At 66.0% G+C, this 17,560-nt stretch carries 9 protein-coding genes and 3 rRNA genes; 6 read left to right on the top strand and 6 right to left on the bottom strand.

The genetic code is table 11. The features are described 5' to 3' along the window. Positions 1 to 132 precede the first annotated feature (132 nt). Positions 133 to 1,905 carry an ATP-binding SpoIIE family protein phosphatase gene (locus tag OG842_RS18700; RefSeq protein ID WP_266731024.1) on the top strand — a complete coding sequence of 591 codons (1,773 nt, stop codon included), beginning with the start codon at positions 133 to 135 and terminating at the stop codon, positions 1,903 to 1,905. 29 nt (positions 1,906 to 1,934) lie between these two features. Here OG842_RS18700 and OG842_RS18695 read toward each other — a convergent pair whose 3' ends face one another. Next, on the bottom strand, positions 1,935 to 3,263 hold the full coding sequence (locus OG842_RS18695; protein WP_266733673.1) for an MFS transporter: 1,329 nt from the start codon (positions 3,261 to 3,263) through the stop codon (positions 1,935 to 1,937). Between the two features lie 155 nt (positions 3,264 to 3,418). On the opposite strand from OG842_RS18695, the gene OG842_RS18690 reads away from it, so the two are divergent. The 5 genes from OG842_RS18690 to OG842_RS18670 all read left to right on the top strand — a co-directional run bounded on the left by OG842_RS18690 (position 3,419) and on the right by OG842_RS18670 (position 10,605). Continuing rightward, positions 3,419 to 3,976, top strand: coding sequence for a MarR family winged helix-turn-helix transcriptional regulator (locus OG842_RS18690; protein ID WP_266731022.1), 558 nt, complete (start codon positions 3,419 to 3,421; stop codon positions 3,974 to 3,976). A 687-nt stretch (positions 3,977 to 4,663) separates the two neighbouring features. Further along, positions 4,664 to 6,189: ribosomal RNA gene (locus OG842_RS18685) — 16S ribosomal RNA — on the top strand. A gap of 299 nt (positions 6,190 to 6,488) precedes the next feature. Further along, a 23S ribosomal RNA gene (locus tag OG842_RS18680) occupies positions 6,489 to 9,614 on the top strand. Between the two features lie 76 nt (positions 9,615 to 9,690). Further along, positions 9,691 to 9,807: ribosomal RNA gene (gene rrf / locus OG842_RS18675) — 5S ribosomal RNA — on the top strand. The 16S, 23S and 5S rRNA genes sit together here, the layout of an rRNA operon. A gap of 150 nt (positions 9,808 to 9,957) precedes the next feature. Next, positions 9,958 to 10,605 (top strand): response regulator transcription factor, encoded by a 648-nt coding sequence (locus OG842_RS18670; RefSeq protein WP_266731021.1) that lies wholly within the window; start codon positions 9,958 to 9,960, stop codon positions 10,603 to 10,605. Between the two features lie 56 nt (positions 10,606 to 10,661). On the opposite strand, the gene OG842_RS18665 is transcribed toward OG842_RS18670, so the two are convergent. From OG842_RS18665 to OG842_RS18645, 5 genes are all read right to left on the bottom strand, one after another. Continuing rightward, complete coding sequence (locus OG842_RS18665) at positions 10,662 to 12,284, bottom strand: type VI secretion protein (RefSeq protein ID WP_266731019.1); 1,623 nt, start codon at positions 12,282 to 12,284, stop codon at positions 10,662 to 10,664. Position 12,285: 1 nt separating this feature from the next. Continuing rightward, on the bottom strand, positions 12,286 to 13,704 hold the full coding sequence (locus OG842_RS18660) for an ATP-binding protein (protein ID WP_266731018.1): 1,419 nt from the start codon (positions 13,702 to 13,704) through the stop codon (positions 12,286 to 12,288). Between the two features lie 87 nt (positions 13,705 to 13,791). After that, positions 13,792 to 15,342 (bottom strand): SCO6880 family protein, encoded by a 1,551-nt coding sequence (locus OG842_RS18655; protein ID WP_266731016.1) that lies wholly within the window; start codon positions 15,340 to 15,342, stop codon positions 13,792 to 13,794. Beyond that, positions 15,339 to 16,703: a hypothetical protein gene (locus OG842_RS18650; RefSeq protein WP_328512388.1), complete on the bottom strand. Its 1,365-nt coding sequence runs from the start codon at positions 16,701 to 16,703 to the stop codon at positions 15,339 to 15,341. Before OG842_RS18650 ends, OG842_RS18655 begins: the two co-directional genes overlap by 4 nt. Next, the gene (locus OG842_RS18645) at positions 16,693 to 17,559 is read right to left on the bottom strand and encodes a hypothetical protein (RefSeq protein ID WP_328512387.1); all 867 of its coding nucleotides are present in this window, start codon (positions 17,557 to 17,559) and stop codon (positions 16,693 to 16,695) included. The genes OG842_RS18650 and OG842_RS18645 overlap by 11 nt, the downstream gene beginning before the upstream one ends. Between the last annotated feature and the right edge of the window lies 1 nt (position 17,560).

Raw genomic sequence — 17,560 nt, 5'->3', positions numbered from 1 at the left:
CAGTACGGTCCGTCACACTGGACGTGTGACCATAGGTGGGCCCACATCTGCACAGAGTGACCCGGCCGGCAGTGACCGACAGTGAGCAGCCCGCGAGAGCGGACCAGACCGACACACGAGGCCAGAAATTCCGTGAACTTCACGCGCTGGAGCGCCCGCCTACCTGGAACGCAGCGCCGCGCCGCCGCACGGGACGACCGCAGTTCCGTGCCCTCGGCCCGCGCCGAGTACGCACGGCCCGAGACCGGCCCCCGCCCGCCGGACGGTGACCCGCAGGCCGGTACGGGCCCCGATCCGCTGGACGACTCGCAGGGTGCGGCTCCGCGGCCGGCCGGCCCCGCCCTGGAGGACCTCTCCGCCCGGGACATCCTCGGCCAGCTGCCCGCCCTGGTGGCCCTGGTGTACGGCCCCGACCACCGGATCGCGTACGTCAACGACGCCTACGCAGCCGCCTTCGGGCCCCGCCCGGCCGGTGCCACCGCCGCCGAGGCGATGCCCGAGCTCGACGAGCTGAGCCTGCTGCCCCTCATGGACCAGGTCCTGCGCAGCGGCACTCCCCGTACGGTCAAGTCCCGCAAGGTCCGCAGCGGCAATTCGTACACCGTGACCTGCACCCCGGTACGCCGGGACAGCGACGACGACGGAACCCCGCCGAACAAGGCCGGTACGAGCAACAAGAACAGCAAGAACAACAGGGGCCGAGGCAGAGGGGGCGAGAGCGGTGTGCTCGTGTACGCCGCCGATGTCACCGACCACGCCGAGGCCGCCGAACGGCTCCGCGCCAGCGAGCGCCGCCACCGCGAAACGGCCGTCACCCTCCAGCGTTCCCTGCTCCCGCAGGAGCTGGAGCAGCCCGACGACCTCCGGATCGCCGCCACCTACCAGCCCGGCGGCACGGACGCCGCGGTCGGCGGCGACTGGTACGACGTCATCACCCTCGGCGCGGGCCGCACCGCCCTGGTCATCGGGGACGTGATGGGCCGCGGGGTGCGGGCCGCCGCGGTCATGGGCCAGCTCCGTACGGCCGTACGCGCCTACGCCCGGCTCGACCTCCCGCCGCACGAGGTGCTTCAGCTGCTGGACGGCCTCGCCGCCGAGATCGACGCCAGCCAGATCGCCACCTGCGCCTACGCGGTCCACGACCCCAACGAGGGCCGGCTCGTCTACTCCTCCGCCGGCCACCTCCCGATCCTGGTGTGCCACGAGGACGGCACGGTCCACCGGGCCGAGGACCCGACGGGACCGCCGCTCGGCACCGGCGGCTGGATCCACACCTCGGGCACGATCGCGCTGCCGCCCGGTTCCACCGCCGTCCTCTATACGGACGGCCTGGTGGAGCGCCGGAGCGAGGACATCGACGAGGGCGTCGCCGCGCTGGAACGTGCCCTCTCCGGGGCCAAGGGGTCACCACAGGTGGTCTGCGACCGGCTGATCCGCTCACTCGGCGTGACCGCGGAGCACGACGACGACGTGGCGGTGCTGGTGGTCCAGCACCCCGCCCGCACGGGGGCGAGCGCGGAGCTGTTCCACAACGCCTCGCTCGATCTGCTCGGCGGCATCGAGGCGGCCCCGCGCGCCCGCGCCTTCGCGACGGGGGTCCTCACCTCGTGGCGGTTCCCGGTCGAACTCTGCGACCTGGGCGTCCTGGCCGCCGGCGAACTCGTCGCGAACTCCCTCAAGCACGGCACCCCGCCGATGCGGCTGGGCCTGCGGCGCACCGACCGCCGCCTGATCATCGAGGTGACCGACGGCGACGACCACCTGCCGCGCCGCCGCCGGGCCGACCCGGCGGACGAAGCGGGCCGCGGCATCTCGATCGTCGCGACGATCGCCTCGTCCTGGGGCAGCCGCCGCACACCGGGCGGCGGCAAAGCGGTCTGGTGCGAATTCGCCCTGCCGCAGTGAGGGCCCTGTCACCGGCAGGGCCCGGCCGCTCAGCGAGCAGCGGCCGCCGCGGAGGCGGAAGCAGGAGCAGGGGCGGAAGCGGAGCCGGGCTCGGCATCCGGCAGTGACACGGCCACCACCCTGGAGGGCACCGTCTCCAGCGAAGGCTGGTCCTGTACGGGAGTGAGCTGCCGGCCGAGCCGCAGCGCCAGCGCCGTGATGCCCAGCGAGAACAGCACGAACGTCACGATGTACGGCCCGTGCAGCGTCGCCCCCATCGGCCCGCCGACAGCCGGACCGACCGCCAGCGCGAGCTGCTTGCACAGGGCGAACGCGGAGTTGTACTGACCGACCATCGACTCCGGCGCCAGATCGGCCACCAGCGGGGCCACGGTCGGCGACAGCATCGACTCACCGAGCCCGAACAGTGCGTACGTGGAGATCATCGCGGCCGTCGCCATGGTCTGGCTGCCGTGCCCCAGCCCCGCGTAACCGGCCACGATCCAGGCGAACGCCCAGATCAGACCGACCGAGGCGATGACCCGGCTGCGCCTGCGGCGCTCGACGAGCCGCAGCACGACGAACTGCGCCACGACGATGACGGCGGTGTTGGCGGCCAGCGCGATGCCGAGCGTCGAGGGCTGCATCCCGGCGGCCTCGGTGCCGTACGCCGCGAGCCCGGACTCGAACTGTCCGTAGCAGGCGAAGAACAGCACGAAGCCCAGCACGCACAGCTGCACCATGGCCCGGTGCGAGAGCAGCGCCCGCAGCCCGCCCGTCGCCCTGGACCCGTCGGTCGCCCTGGCGTCCGCGTTGGCGGGCGAACGGGACAGCCGCACCGTGCAGGCGATGACGCCGAGCACGACGAACATCGCGGCTTCGATGAGGAACAGCAGGGTGAAGGTCTCCGGCCGGTTCGTGTCGACGATCTGCCCGCCGACCAGTCCGCCGATGCCGAGCCCGAGGTTCTGCAGGAAGAACTGCATGGCGAAGGCGCGCGTACGGGTGGCGGTGCTGGAGCACCACACGAGCATGGTCGCGAGCGCCGGCTGCATGACCGCCGTACCCGCGCCGAGCACCGCGGCGGACAGCACGGACGCGGTCACGCCCGACGAAAGACCGAGGGCGACGGCGCCCAGGGTGGCGATGCCGGAGGCGACGACGAGTACGGGCAGCGGCCCGCGCCGGTCGATCGCACGCCCGGTGAACGGCAGAACGGCCAGCGCCGCCATGGCGAAGACCGCCAGTACGACTCCCGCGGTGCCAGCACCAAGATCACGTACCTGTGCCACATAGACGTACAGATACGGAACGGTGAACCCCAGCCCGAACGCGCTCAGCGCGCTCCCCAGCTGGATCCGCCGCAGTGCTGCACCCATCTCCCTGGTCACACTCACCTACCTCAAGGTCTCGAAGCGATACGCCGAGCCATTTGAACGACTCGAACCCGAAGACTTTAGCACTAAAGTTAGAACCTCAACAATACAGATCGAAGGACTTCGACGGCTATGGGAGGCGTGCCATACTTCCCGCCATGCCTGACACCCCCGAGCAGCCCGGACCACAGGAGCCGAGCCTCGACGAGCAGATCGCCGCCTACCAGCGCGAATTCCGCGACCTCGACCCGCAGGTCGAACAGGTCGTCTCGGCCCTGGGCCGCCTGAACCGCCGGATGAACGTGGCGTACGGACGCCAGCTCGCCGCGCTCGGCATCAGCAACGCCGAGTGGGAGGTCCTCAAGACCCTGGTCCTGGCCGGCTCCCCGTACCGCCTGGGCCCGGGAGAGCTGGCGAAGCGCTTGGGCCTCACCCCGGCGGCGATGACCCACCGCATCGACCGCATGGCGGGTGAGGGCCTGGTCACCCGCGACCGGGACGAGAACAACCGGGTCCGCGTGATCGTCGAGCTGACCGACGAGGGGCGTACGAAGTGGCTGGAGGCGATGCGGATGGCCACCGACTTCGAGGAGGACCTGCTCCAGGACCTCACGGCCGACGAGCGCGGCGGCCTCGGCGACATGCTGATCCGCCTCCTGCGCCGCGTGGAGCACGCCCAGCCGGACGCCGGCGGCCGCCTCACCGACCTGGGCTGAACCCGCGTCCGACACGTGGGAAAAGGGCTTGACCTGGCGGGGTTGACACACCCTCCGCCGGTCCGTAAGGTTCTTCGAGTTGTCACGGAGCCGGTACGGTTCTGCGACAGCCGATCCCGCCGCGAATGCGGCAACCAAACTCAGCACGATCTCCCACTCGGGACAATTTCGGCATGCCGAAATTGATTTCGATGACCCGATTATGAGTCGCCGGGAAAATCCGCTAGAGTTCGGAACGTCGGAACGGCCCAACGGCCGGGAAGACAAACCCCGCTGACTGGGAATCAGGCCCGAAAGGATCTGATAGAGTCGGACTCGCCGGAAAGGGAAACGCGAAAGCGAAGAACTGGAAAGCGAAAAGCAGGATCCCGCTTCGACCGGGAATCGGACACGAAAGAGTCTGATAGAGTCGGAAACGCAAGACCGAAGGGAAAAGCCCGGAGGAAAGCCCGAGAGGGTGAGTACAAAGGAAGCGTCCGTTCCTTGAGAACTCAACAGCGTGCCAAAAGTCAACGCCAGATATGTTGATACCCCGGCCTGCTTCGGCAGGTTGGAGGTTCCTTTGAAAGTCCCACGAGGTCACTGACCTGGTGGGCAATTTACACAGCGAGGACGCTGTGAACGACCGGTCTTATTCCGTCCGGTCGTTCCGCTCTCGTGTTGTGTTGTCCCGATCACGGGAAAACATTCACGGAGAGTTTGATCCTGGCTCAGGACGAACGCTGGCGGCGTGCTTAACACATGCAAGTCGAACGATGAAGCCCTTCGGGGTGGATTAGTGGCGAACGGGTGAGTAACACGTGGGCAATCTGCCCTTCACTCTGGGACAAGCCCTGGAAACGGGGTCTAATACCGGATAACACTCTGTCCCGCATGGGACGGGGTTGAAAGCTCCGGCGGTGAAGGATGAGCCCGCGGCCTATCAGCTTGTTGGTGGGGTGATGGCCTACCAAGGCGACGACGGGTAGCCGGCCTGAGAGGGCGACCGGCCACACTGGGACTGAGACACGGCCCAGACTCCTACGGGAGGCAGCAGTGGGGAATATTGCACAATGGGCGAAAGCCTGATGCAGCGACGCCGCGTGAGGGATGACGGCCTTCGGGTTGTAAACCTCTTTCAGCAGGGAAGAAGCGAGAGTGACGGTACCTGCAGAAGAAGCGCCGGCTAACTACGTGCCAGCAGCCGCGGTAATACGTAGGGCGCAAGCGTTGTCCGGAATTATTGGGCGTAAAGAGCTCGTAGGCGGCTTGTTGCGTCGGTTGTGAAAGCCCGGGGCTTAACCCCGGGTCTGCAGTCGATACGGGCAGGCTAGAGTGTGGTAGGGGAGATCGGAATTCCTGGTGTAGCGGTGAAATGCGCAGATATCAGGAGGAACACCGGTGGCGAAGGCGGATCTCTGGGCCATTACTGACGCTGAGGAGCGAAAGCGTGGGGAGCGAACAGGATTAGATACCCTGGTAGTCCACGCCGTAAACGTTGGGAACTAGGTGTTGGCGACATTCCACGTCGTCGGTGCCGCAGCTAACGCATTAAGTTCCCCGCCTGGGGAGTACGGCCGCAAGGCTAAAACTCAAAGGAATTGACGGGGGCCCGCACAAGCAGCGGAGCATGTGGCTTAATTCGACGCAACGCGAAGAACCTTACCAAGGCTTGACATACACCGGAAAGCATCAGAGATGGTGCCCCCCTTGTGGTCGGTGTACAGGTGGTGCATGGCTGTCGTCAGCTCGTGTCGTGAGATGTTGGGTTAAGTCCCGCAACGAGCGCAACCCTTGTTCTGTGTTGCCAGCATGCCCTTCGGGGTGATGGGGACTCACAGGAGACTGCCGGGGTCAACTCGGAGGAAGGTGGGGACGACGTCAAGTCATCATGCCCCTTATGTCTTGGGCTGCACACGTGCTACAATGGCCGGTACAATGAGCTGCGATGCCGCGAGGCGGAGCGAATCTCAAAAAGCCGGTCTCAGTTCGGATTGGGGTCTGCAACTCGACCCCATGAAGTCGGAGTTGCTAGTAATCGCAGATCAGCATTGCTGCGGTGAATACGTTCCCGGGCCTTGTACACACCGCCCGTCACGTCACGAAAGTCGGTAACACCCGAAGCCGGTGGCCCAACCCCTTGTGGGAGGGAGCTGTCGAAGGTGGGACTGGCGATTGGGACGAAGTCGTAACAAGGTAGCCGTACCGGAAGGTGCGGCTGGATCACCTCCTTTCTAAGGAGCATTTCTTACCGGGCTTGCCTGGTCAGAGGCCACTACGTCGGCAAATGTTCGACGGTGGTTGCTCATGGGTGGAACGTTGACTATTCGGCACGACAGGTTGTTTTTCACTAGTACTGCTTCGGCGTGGAACGTGGGGGACGGCAGGTCGGGTCGGGCACGTTGTTGGGTATCTGAGGGTACGGCCGTGATGGTCGCCTTCAGTTGCCGGCCCCAGTGAACCTGTTCTTCGGAGCGGGGTGATGGGTGGCTGGTCGTTGTTTGAGAACTGCACAGTGGACGCGAGCATCTGTGGCCAAGTTTTTAAGGGCGCACGGTGGATGCCTTGGCACCAGGAACCGATGAAGGACGTGGGAGGCCACGATAGGCCCCGGGGAGCTGTCAACCGAGCTTTGATCCGGGGGTGTCCGAATGGGGAAACCCGGCAGTCGTCATGGGCTGTCACCCGCTGCTGAACACATAGGCAGTGTGGAGGGAACGAGGGGAAGTGAAACATCTCAGTACCCTCAGGAAGAGAAAACAACCGTGATTCCGGGAGTAGTGGCGAGCGAAACCGGATGAGGCCAAACCGTATGCGTGTGATACCCGGCAGGGGTTGCGCATGCGGGGTTGTGGGATCTCTCTTCCACGGTCTGCCGGCCGTGGGACGAGTCAGAAACCGTTGATGTAGGCGAAGGACATGCGAAAGGTCCGGCGTAGAGGGTAAGACCCCCGTAGCTGAAACATTGACGGCTCGTTTGAGAGACACCCAAGTAGCACGGGGCCCGAGAAATCCCGTGTGAATCTGGCGGGACCACCCGCTAAGCCTAAATATTCCCTGGTGACCGATAGCGGATAGTACCGTGAGGGAATGGTGAAAAGTACCGCGGGAGCGGAGTGAAATAGTACCTGAAACCGTGTGCCTACAAGCCGTGGGAGCGTCGCTGTTGTTCTTCGGAGCAACAGTCGTGACTGCGTGCCTTTTGAAGAATGAGCCTGCGAGTTTGCGGTGTGTTGCGAGGTTAACCCGTGTGGGGAAGCCGTAGCGAAAGCGAGTCCGAATAGGGCGTTTCAGTAGCACGCTCAAGACCCGAAGCGGAGTGATCTAGCCATGGGCAGGTTGAAGCGGAGGTAAGACTTCGTGGAGGACCGAACCCACCAGGGTTGAAAACCTGGGGGATGACCTGTGGTTAGGGGTGAAAGGCCAATCAAACTCCGTGATAGCTGGTTCTCCCCGAAATGCATTTAGGTGCAGCGTCGTGTGTTTCTTGCCGGAGGTAGAGCACTGGATAGGCGATGGGCCCTACCGGGTTACTGACCTTAGCCAAACTCCGAATGCCGGTAAGTGAGAGCACGGCAGTGAGACTGTGGGGGATAAGCTCCATGGTCGAGAGGGAAACAGCCCAGAGCATCGACTAAGGCCCCTAAGCGTACGCTAAGTGGGAAAGGATGTGGAGTCGCAGAGACAACCAGGAGGTTGGCTTAGAAGCAGCCACCCTTGAAAGAGTGCGTAATAGCTCACTGGTCAAGTGATTCCGCGCCGACAATGTAGCGGGGCTCAAGCGTACCGCCGAAGTCGTGTCATTCACACGTGAAGGGCCAACGCCTGTGTGGATGGGTAGGGGAGCGTCGTGTGCCGGGTGAAGCAGCCGCGGAAGCGAGTTGTGGACGGTTCACGAGTGAGAATGCAGGCATGAGTAGCGATACACACGTGAGAAACGTGTGCGCCGATTGACTAAGGGTTCCTGGGTCAAGCTGATCTGCCCAGGGTAAGTCGGGACCTAAGGCGAGGCCGACAGGCGTAGTCGATGGACAACCGGTTGATATTCCGGTACCCGCTTTGAAACGCCCAATACTGAGCCCATTAATGCTAAGTCCGTGAAGCCGGCCCGATCTCTTCGGAGTTGAGGGTAGTGGTGGAGCCGATGAACCAAGGTGGTAGTAGGTAAGCGATGGGGTGACGCAGGAAGGTAGTCCAGCCCGGGCGGTGGTTGTCCCGGGGTAAGGGTGTAGGACGCACGGTAGGTAAATCCGTCGTGCATATAAGTCTGAGACCTGATGCCGAGCCGATTGTGGTGAAGTGGATGATCCTATGCTGTCGAGAAAAGCCTCTAGCGAGTTTCATGGCGGCCCGTACCCTAAACCGACTCAGGTGGTCAGGTAGAGAATACCGAGGCGTTCGGGTGAACTATGGTTAAGGAACTCGGCAAAATGCCCCCGTAACTTCGGGAGAAGGGGGGCCATCACTGGTGAGGAGACTTGCTCTCCGAGCTGGGGGTGGCCGCAGAGACCAGCGAGAAGCGACTGTTTACTAAAAACACAGGTCCGTGCGAAGCCGTAAGGCGATGTATACGGACTGACGCCTGCCCGGTGCTGGAACGTTAAGGGGACCGGTTAGCTGACTTTCGGGTCGGCGAAGCTGAGAACTTAAGCGCCAGTAAACGGCGGTGGTAACTATAACCATCCTAAGGTAGCGAAATTCCTTGTCGGGTAAGTTCCGACCTGCACGAATGGCGTAACGACTTCTCGACTGTCTCAACCATAGGCCCGGTGAAATTGCACTACGAGTAAAGATGCTCGTTTCGCGCAGCAGGACGGAAAGACCCCGGGACCTTTACTACAGTTTGATATTGGTGTTCGGTTCGGCTTGTGTAGGATAGGTGGGAGACTTTGAAGCAGCCACGCCAGTGGTTGTGGAGTCGCCGTTGAAATACCACTCTGGTCGTGCTGGATGTCTAACCTGGGTCCGTGATCCGGATCAGGGACAGTGTCTGATGGGTAGTTTAACTGGGGCGGTTGCCTCCTAAAGAGTAACGGAGGCGCCCAAAGGTTCCCTCAGCCTGGTTGGCAATCAGGTGTTGAGTGTAAGTGCACAAGGGAGCTTGACTGTGAGACCGACGGGTCGAGCAGGGACGAAAGTCGGGACTAGTGATCCGGCAGTGGCTTGTGGAAGCGCTGTCGCTCAACGGATAAAAGGTACCCCGGGGATAACAGGCTGATCTTCCCCAAGAGTCCATATCGACGGGATGGTTTGGCACCTCGATGTCGGCTCGTCGCATCCTGGGGCTGGAGTCGGTCCCAAGGGTTGGGCTGTTCGCCCATTAAAGCGGTACGCGAGCTGGGTTTAGAACGTCGTGAGACAGTTCGGTCCCTATCCGCTGTGCGCGTAGGAATATTGAGAAGGGCTGTCCCTAGTACGAGAGGACCGGGACGGACGAACCTCTGGTGTGCCAGTTGTTCTGCCAAGGGCATGGCTGGTTGGCTACGTTCGGAAAGGATAACCGCTGAAAGCATCTAAGCGGGAAGCCTGCTTCGAGATGAGTATTCCCACCAACTTGATTGGTTAAGGCTCCCAGTAGACGACTGGGTTGATAGGCCAGATGTGGAAGCCCGGTAACGGGTGGAGCTGACTGGTACTAATAGGCCGAGGGCTTGTCCTCAGTTGCTCGCGTCCACTGTGTTAGTTCTGAAATAACGAACGGCCGTGTTGTTCCGGTGTTGTTTATTTCATAGTGTTTCGGTGGTCATTGCGTTAGGGAAACGCCCGGTTACATTCCGAACCCGGAAGCTAAGCCTTTCAGCGCCGATGGTACTGCAGGGGGGACCCTGTGGGAGAGTAGGACGCCGCCGAACTCCTTTTACGGGAAAGCCCCGTGTCCTTGTGGACACGGGGCTTTTCTGCGTTCTACGGCCTTTTCCATTGTCAGTGCGGCTTGGGGAAGACGGCACCCTGGAGATCGCCGGCCCGGCAGGCGGTCCGACCCGCGCGAGGATAGTGGTGCCATGCGGATCGTTGTAGCCGAGGATCTCTACCTTCTGCGGGACGGGATGGTCCGTCTCATCGAGGCGTACGGGCACCAGGTGGTGGCGACGGCGACCACCGGACCCGAGACGCTGGACGCGCTGCTGAAGTGGCGGCCGGACGTCGCCGTTGTCGACATCCGTATGCCGCCGACCCAGTCGGACGAGGGCTTGCGGGCGGCCCTCGCCGCGCGCCGCGAACTGCCCGGACTGCCGGTCCTGATCCTCTCCCAGTACGTCGAACAGCTCTATGCCCGCGAGCTGTTGGCCGACGGTGCCGGTGGCATCGGCTACTTCCTCAAGGAGAGTGTGTTCGACGCCGACCAGTTCGTCGACGCCCTGGAACGCGTAGCCGGTGGCGGGACCGCGATGGACCCCGCCGTCATCGCCAAGCTGCTCTCCAGCGGGCCTTCGAACCGACGGCTGGAAGGGCTCACCGAACGAGAACACTCCGTGCTCGGTCTCATGGCCGAAGGACTGTCCAACCAGGCCATCGGCAGGCGGCTCTTCCTCAGCGAGAGTGCCATCGGCAAGTACACCACCTCCATGTTCGGCAAGCTCGGCATCACCGACGACGACGACAGCAACCGTCGCGTCCTGGCGGTCCTCACCTATCTGAACAATCCCTGACCTGCCTGAACAGTCCCTTGCCTGCCTGAACAACCCCTGGCGGGCCTCACGAGGAGTCATACCCCCTGGGGCCAGCGGGCGCGGGCCTGTTCCCGGGAGCGGAGGAGGGCCAGGGTCGGCAGTCCCATGTCCCGGCCGTTCGCCAGCAGTTCCGGGAGCCGGGGGAGGGGTGCCACCGCGGCGATGTCGTCGAGCACGAGCGTCATTGGTGGGTCGAGCCGACCGTCGGATGACCGTGCGGCCATGCGGCGGCCGTGCTCGACCACGTGCGAGGCGAGCGCCGTGAGCAGGGGCATTGCTCCCGGCCCCGAGCGGGGGTCCTCGATCGGCTCACCCACCACATAGAGGGTGCCCCCCTCGCCCGCGAATGATTCCAGCGCGAGTGAATCGGACCGGTTCGGTGTGCAGGCCTCGCGGATGTGCACCGACGAGAGCGCGCCGAACGCCCGCACCGTCAACGCCTGTGCCATCTCGCGCCGTTCGGGGTGGGCGGTCAGTGCCGACTCCAGTAGACCGGCGAGTCCGGACGCCGCTTTGGGGTGGGTACGGAGCAGGCGCACCGGTTCGTGGGCGCTGCCGCCGAGGGCCCAGCGGTGGACCTGGCGGAAGGGCCGGCCGTCTATGGCGGCGGCGTGCAGCCAGCACTGCAGGAGCGTTTCCGCGGTGTCGGCGGTCGCCGCGTCTATACGGGCCTGCGGCCGGACCGGGGCCAGTAGCGCGGCGGAGCGGGCGGCGGCCGTCTCGGGCTGTTCGCAGCCTGCGGTGGGGGACCAGTGCAGGCGGGCCGGGGTGTCGCAGAGGTGGCCCGGGTCGTAGACGAGGACCGGGCCGAGCTTGGCGCGGGCGTCCTTCGTCTCGGCCCAGACGCTGGGGTCGGAGGTGACGACGAGCGCGGGGCCGTCGGCTTCGTTGATGGCCTGGACGGCGGTGGGACGACGCGTCGCGGCCGGTCCGTAGACGACGGGGGCGCGGGGGGAGGGGAGCGGAGGGAGGCCGGGGGCGGGGGTTCCTGGTTCGGTTCCAGCACCGGTTTCGGCTCCGGAACCGGTGCCGGCTTCGGTACTGGCACCTGCTTCGACTCCGGCTCCGGCGAGAAGGGTGGTGTCGGCCAGGGCGTGTTCCACGGGGTCGGCAGCGGGGGCAGGGACAGGGACGGAGGCAGAAGCGGCCGTGGGTGGCTGTGCCCGGCTGCGGGCTTTCTGCTGCTGCCGCGACCGTACGGGCTCGTCCCCGTACTCGTTCTCGTACTCGTCCCTGTACTCGTGCCTCTCGCCGCCCCCGTACCGCTCGCTCCGCTGCCGCGCCCGTACCACCCGCCAGCGGGCCACCACGCCCAGCACGAACACCGTCAGTACCAGCAGCACCATCAGTTCGCCGATGAACAGGCCCCAGAAGAGCCCGTACCCGGAGAGCTCGCCCGCCGGGGTGTTCGGCCAGGCGGCCGGGAGGTCGTGCGGTGCGGTGACGAGCCGGCGCATCGACAAGGGGGTCTCGGCGAGCGTGACGCCCTCCGGCCAGGCGCCGTGCGCGAACAGTCCGGCCAGCCCGGTGGCCGTCCACGCCAGTAGCGTCAGCCCGAGCAGGAAGGCCAGCAGACCTATCAGCAGGCCGTCCGGGATGCCGCCGCCGCTGCTTCCACTGCCGCTGCTGCCGTTACGTTGCTCAGCGCGCCCCGCCATGTCATGCCACCGTTGACTCGGACGAATCGTTCAGCCGTTGCTGGTGCTCGATCCGTGCCGCACGCTTCTCCGCCTCCAGGTCCGCGGCGCGTACGTCCTCGGGGAGGAGTTCGGCGGCGGAGGACTCGGTCATCGCGCGGTCGGTGAAGACCAGGGGTCGTTCCGCCTCGGTGATCAGGTGTTTGACCACCTGGACGTTGCCGTTGACGTCCCAGACGGCGATGCCGGGGGTGAGGGTCGGGATGATCTCGACCGCCCACCGGGGCAGACCGAGCACGCGTCCCGTCGCTCTGGCCTCGTCGGCCTTCTGGGCGTAGATCGTGCGGGTCGACGCCATCTTGAGGATCGCCGCGGCCTCGCGGGCCGCCGCTCCGTCGACGACGTCGCTGAGGTGGTGGACGACGGCCACGAACGACAGGCCGAGGCGCCGCCCGAACTTCAGCAGGCGCTGGAAGAGCTGGGCCACGAAGGGCGAGTTGATGATGTGCCAGGCTTCTTCCACCAGGAAGATGCGCTTCTTCCGGTCGGGCCTGATCCAGGTGTGCTCCAGCCAGACGCCGACGATCGCCATCAGGATCGGCATCGCGATCGAGTTCCGGTCGATGTGCGAGAGGTCGAAGACGATCAGCGGGGCGTCGAGGTCGATGCCGACGCTCGTCGGCCCGTCGAACATGCCGCGCAGGTCACCGTCGACCAGCCGGTCCAGGACGAGGGCGACGTCCAGGCCCCAGGCCCGTACATCGTCTATGTCGACGTTCATCGCCTCGGCGGACTCGGGCTCCGGGTGACGGAGCTGGTCGACGATGTCGGTCAGGACCGGCTGCCGGTCGGTGATCGTCTCGTTGACGTAGGCGTGGGCGACCTTCAGTGCGAAGCCGGACCGCTCGTCCAGGCCGTGCCCCATCGCGACCTCGATGATCGTACGGAGCAGGGCGAGCTGGCCGGTGGTGGTGATCGAGGGGTCGAGCGGGTTGAGCCGGATGCCGCCGTTGAGGGCGGCGGTCGGGTCGAGGCGGATCGGGGTGAGGCCGAGCTCCTGGGCGATGAGGTTCCACTCGCCGACGCCGTCCTCGCCCTGGGCGTCCAGGACGACGACCTGGCGGTCGCGGAAGCGGAGCTGGCGGAGCACGTACGTCTTCTCCAGCGCGGACTTCCCGTTGCCGGACTCGCCGAGCACCAGCCAGTGCGGGGCGGGCAGCTGCTGTCCGTACAGCTGGAAGGGGTCGTAGATGTAGCCCTTGCCGGAGTAGACCTCGCGGCCGATGATCACGCCGGAGTCGCCGAGGCCGGGGGCCGCGGTGGGCAGATAGACGGCCTGGGCCTGTCCGGTCGATGTGCGGACGGGCAGCCTGGTCGTCTCCACCTTCCCGAAGAGGAAGGCGGTGAAGGCGTCCGACAGCGCGGACAGCGGATCTCGCATGGCGTGACCGACCTCCCTTTCGTTTCTCTCGGTTGTCCCGGTTGCTGTGCGGGTTGTTGTACGAGGTGCTTACGGGGCGTTGTACGGCTAGCGGCGGATGCCGGTGGCGAACGGCAGGGTGTTCACGAAGGCGCGGTGGTGCTCGCGGTCGCACCACTCCAGCTTGAGATACGACTTGCCGGCCGAGGCCCGGATCGTGCGCTTGTCGCGGGCCAGGGCCTCGGGCGAGCGTGACGACACGGTGATGTACCCCACCAGGTTCACCCCGGCCGCGCCGCTCGCGAGATCTTCACCCCGCTGGTCGAGGCGGCCGTGCGCGGCGATGTCGCGGGGGTCGACGGTGCGGTTCATCTTGGCCTGGCGGCTGGCTTCCGCCTCGTCGTTCGTCTTCTCGGTGAGCATCCGCTCGATGGCGACCTCGGTGGGTTCCAGGTCCATGCAGACCGCGACCGTACGGATCACATCGGGTGTGTGGACGAGGAGCGGGGCCAGGAAGTTGACGCCGACGGGGGTCATCGGCCACTCCTTCACCCAGGCCGTGGAGTGGCACCAGGGGGCGCGGGTGACCGACTCGCGGGTCTTGGCCTGGAGGAACGTCGGTTCGACCGCGTCCAGTTCGGCCGGCCAGGCGTTGCGCTTGGTCATGGCCTGGATGTGGTCGATGGGGTGGTCGGGGTCGTACATCGAGTGCACCAGGGAGGCGAGCCGGCTCTGGCCGAGCGGCTGGCGGACCCGGATGTCGGCCTCGGCGAGGCGGGCGCAGATGTCGGTGAGCTCGCGGGCCATGACGACGGCGAGGCCCGCGTCCCTGTCGAGCCTGCGGCCGGCCTGGGGGCGGGCGGCGCGGGCCATGGCGTTGGCCTCGGCGGCCAGCTCGCGGGTGTAGTGCATGCAGGCCACGAGGTAGGCGCGGTGCTGCTCGCTGGAGGTGGAGACCATGGACTGGAGCTGGTCGTAGGAGTCCTGGAGCCAGCCCGGGGACGCCTTGTCGCCGCGCTGGGCGACGTCCTTGGCGTGCGCGTCGGGGTCGGCGGGGAGCGTACGGGCCAGCATCTGGATGCGGGTCACGAAGCCGTCCCCGTTGGCGACGTGCTTCAGCAGGGTGCCGAAGCGGTCGACGAGCGCTTCCTGGTCCTCGCTGTCGCGGAGCCCGACGCCGGGGCCCTCGATCTCGATCGCGGCGGTGACGGTGCGGCGGTCGGCGTGCAGGAGTACGGCGATCTCGTCCGGGCCGAAGGGGGCGGCGAGCCAGTTGATCCGGCCGATGCCGGGGGGCGGTCCGATCTCGACCTCACGCCCGTCGGCGCCGATGCCCGCCTCCATGGCGGCGGAGCGGTAGGCCGTACCGCGGCGCAGGGAGCGCTTGTAGCTGCGGTTGATCTCGAACCATTTGTAGAAGGTGCGGTGCTTGTACGGGAGGTACACGATCGCCAGGGCGAGGAGGGGGAAGCCCGTGAGCAGCACGATCCGCAGGGACAGGATCGGGACGATCAGCCCGCTCATCATGCCGAGGAACGCGCCGGCGATGATCAGGGCGATCTCGCCGGTCTCGCGGTTCTTGCCGACGATCGCGTTCGGCCGGGCCCGGCCGATGAGATACGTACGGCGGGGCGCGATCGTATGGGACGGAGTCGTCAACGCCCTCCACCTCCCGTGCTGTTGTTACCTGAACTGCCTGATCCGCCACCTCGGTGGGAGCGGCTGCCGTGCGGGGTGCCGGAGGTCGGTCCGGATCCGCTGCGCGGCGGAGGTGTGGCGCCGCCGACTCCGCTTCCGCCGGAGTTGCGGGAGCTGTGCGCGGCGACTCCGCCGCTGACCGAGTTGGCGGGCCGGCCGCCACCGCTGCCGCTGTCGCCGCTGTTCTGGCCGCTGCGGCTGCTGTGGGTCTTGATGCCCTGGGAGACGAGGGCGGCGGGGGAGCTGATCAGCGCGGCGGCCTGGGAGCCGTCGGTGGCCTGCTTGCGGTTGGTGCGGGCGCCCTGGATCTCGTCGCCGAAGCCGGGGACGAAGCGGTAGATCATCGCGGAGGCGAAGATCGCCAGCAGGATGATGGCGAGACCGGACACGACGGCGGAGAACGCGTTCGGCCCGTCGTTCTGGGAGAGCGCACCGGCGAGCCCGAGCACGACGACGATGACCGGCTTCACCATGATCACCGCGACCATGATGCCCGCCCAGCGCCGGACATGGCCCCACATGTTCTTGTCGACGAGCCCGGCGTAGACGACGGTGCCGAGCAGGGCGCCTACGTAGAGCAGGGCGGCCCGGATCACCAGCTCCAGCCAGAGGACCCCCGCGGCGAGGATCGAGACGAGCGAGACGACGATCAGCATGATCGGCCCGCCGCCGATGTCGGAGCCCTTCTTGAGCGCCTCGGCGAACGACCCGAAGAAGACGTCGGTCTGCCCGCCGGAGGACGAGGCGATGACATCGGTGACGCCGTCGGTCGCGGAGACGACCGTGTAGAGGATCAGCGGGGTGAACGCGGAGGCGAGCACCGTCAGCCACAGGAACCCGATGGCCTCGGAGATCGCGGTGGTCAGCGGCACGCCACGGATCGCCCGCTTGGCGACGGCGAGCAGCCACAGGACGAGGGTCAGGACGGTGGAGGCGGCGAAGACGATCGCGTACTGCTGGAGGAACTTGGTGTTCGTGAAGTCGACGTTGGCGGTGCCCTCCACGGCCTCGCTGAGCTTGCCGACGATCCACGCGGCGGCGTCGGCGCAGCCGCGGGCCAGGGAGGAGAGGGGGTCGAGGGAGTTGTCTACGGCGGGGGAGACGTTGGTCTTGGGGGCTGCGTCGCCGTCCTCGCAGTATTGCTTCGCGGGCCCGATCAGCAGGTCGCAGGCCTTGTTGCCCGTACTCGGGCTGGGGCTCGGCGCCGTCGGAGTGGGCGAGGGCTCGGCGAATGCACGAGCCGAGAAGAGGATGACGGCGGTTTGAACCGCTGCCAGTGCGGTGACGATGGAGCGGGCTCGAAGACGCGGGCTACCGGGCATATGTGAAGCCTCCGTACTCCTCAACAGCCTTACTGATTTCGTCCGAGGTGGAGGCCGCGACATCTCCGGGGACCGGAGCCGGTCCGTCCTTCTGAGTGTCGCTGACGGCCTTCCAACCGTCGCCCGTCCAGCTGAGTTGCACGGTCCAGGTCTTCCACGAGGTCCTGACAGGGTCGGTGGATCCTGCTCCGGACATACCGATCAGCCCCGTGTACCAGACCGACACCTTGGCCGTATCGCCCTCGAAGGCTTCGATCTTCGTCCCGACGGGGATTGTTCGTGATACGAACGTGCTGCCCTGCGGGGCGTTCCCGGAGGGATCCAGTCCCAGCTTTCCGAGAAAGTCCGCGGAGTACGCGGCGTCCTGCGGTCCTTTGAGCTTCGCCGCTGCCTCAGCCGTGTAGATGGTGTTCACGATCTCGTGGCGGCTGTCCTTCTTGAACATCCCGACGGAACCCAGCGCCACCGCATAGTTGGACGCAGCGCTCTGCGCCCCCTGCTCGTCATGCGCGAACCCCGACGGAATCGTGCCGTTCTTCCCCGTGACCGGCTTGGTCCCCGTGGCAGCTGTGGACGCCGTCTCCGGCTTGCCCCCCGCGCTTCCCGAATCGCCGTCGTTGCCGTCCCCGCGGCCCCCGCCCATGTTGGCGAAGGCGATGGCCGCGATCAGGAGGACCACCACGCCGGCCATCGTGATGAGCGAGCGGGAAGCGCGTGCGGGGCGGCGGGGGGCGCTGTAGCCGTCGCCGCCCTCGCCGTCGGGCAGGCGGGTACGGGTCTGGCGTGTCCCGCCGATGGTGCTGTATGCATCATCCGTACGGCCCGAGTCGTAGCCGTTCTCGTCGCCGTGGCTCATG

This window comes from Streptomyces sp. NBC_00376 (assembly GCF_036077095.1).
Taxonomy (GTDB): domain Bacteria; phylum Actinomycetota; class Actinomycetes; order Streptomycetales; family Streptomycetaceae; genus Streptomyces.
The sequence above is the reverse complement of the archived record's forward strand: the minus strand, read 5'-3'. Positions and strand labels throughout refer to the sequence as shown.

Bases quoted from the DNA above. Each gene is read 5' to 3' on its own strand.
- OG842_RS18695 (WP_266733673.1), bottom strand. From the start codon at position 3,263: ATGGGTGCAGCACTGCGGCGGATCCAGCTGGGGAGCGCGCTGAGCGCG.
- OG842_RS18650 (WP_328512388.1), bottom strand. From the start codon at position 16,703: ATGCCCGGTAGCCCGCGTCTTCGAGCCCGCTCCATCGTCACCGCACTG.
- OG842_RS18665 (WP_266731019.1), bottom strand. From the start codon at position 12,284: ATGGCGGGGCGCGCTGAGCAACGTAACGGCAGCAGCGGCAGTGGAAGC.
- OG842_RS18690 (WP_266731022.1), top strand. From the start codon at position 3,419: ATGCCTGACACCCCCGAGCAGCCCGGACCACAGGAGCCGAGCCTCGAC.
- OG842_RS18660 (WP_266731018.1), bottom strand. From the start codon at position 13,704: ATGCGAGATCCGCTGTCCGCGCTGTCGGACGCCTTCACCGCCTTCCTC.
- OG842_RS18670 (WP_266731021.1), top strand. From the start codon at position 9,958: ATGCGGATCGTTGTAGCCGAGGATCTCTACCTTCTGCGGGACGGGATG.
- OG842_RS18645 (WP_328512387.1), bottom strand. From the start codon at position 17,559: ATGAGCCACGGCGACGAGAACGGCTACGACTCGGGCCGTACGGATGAT.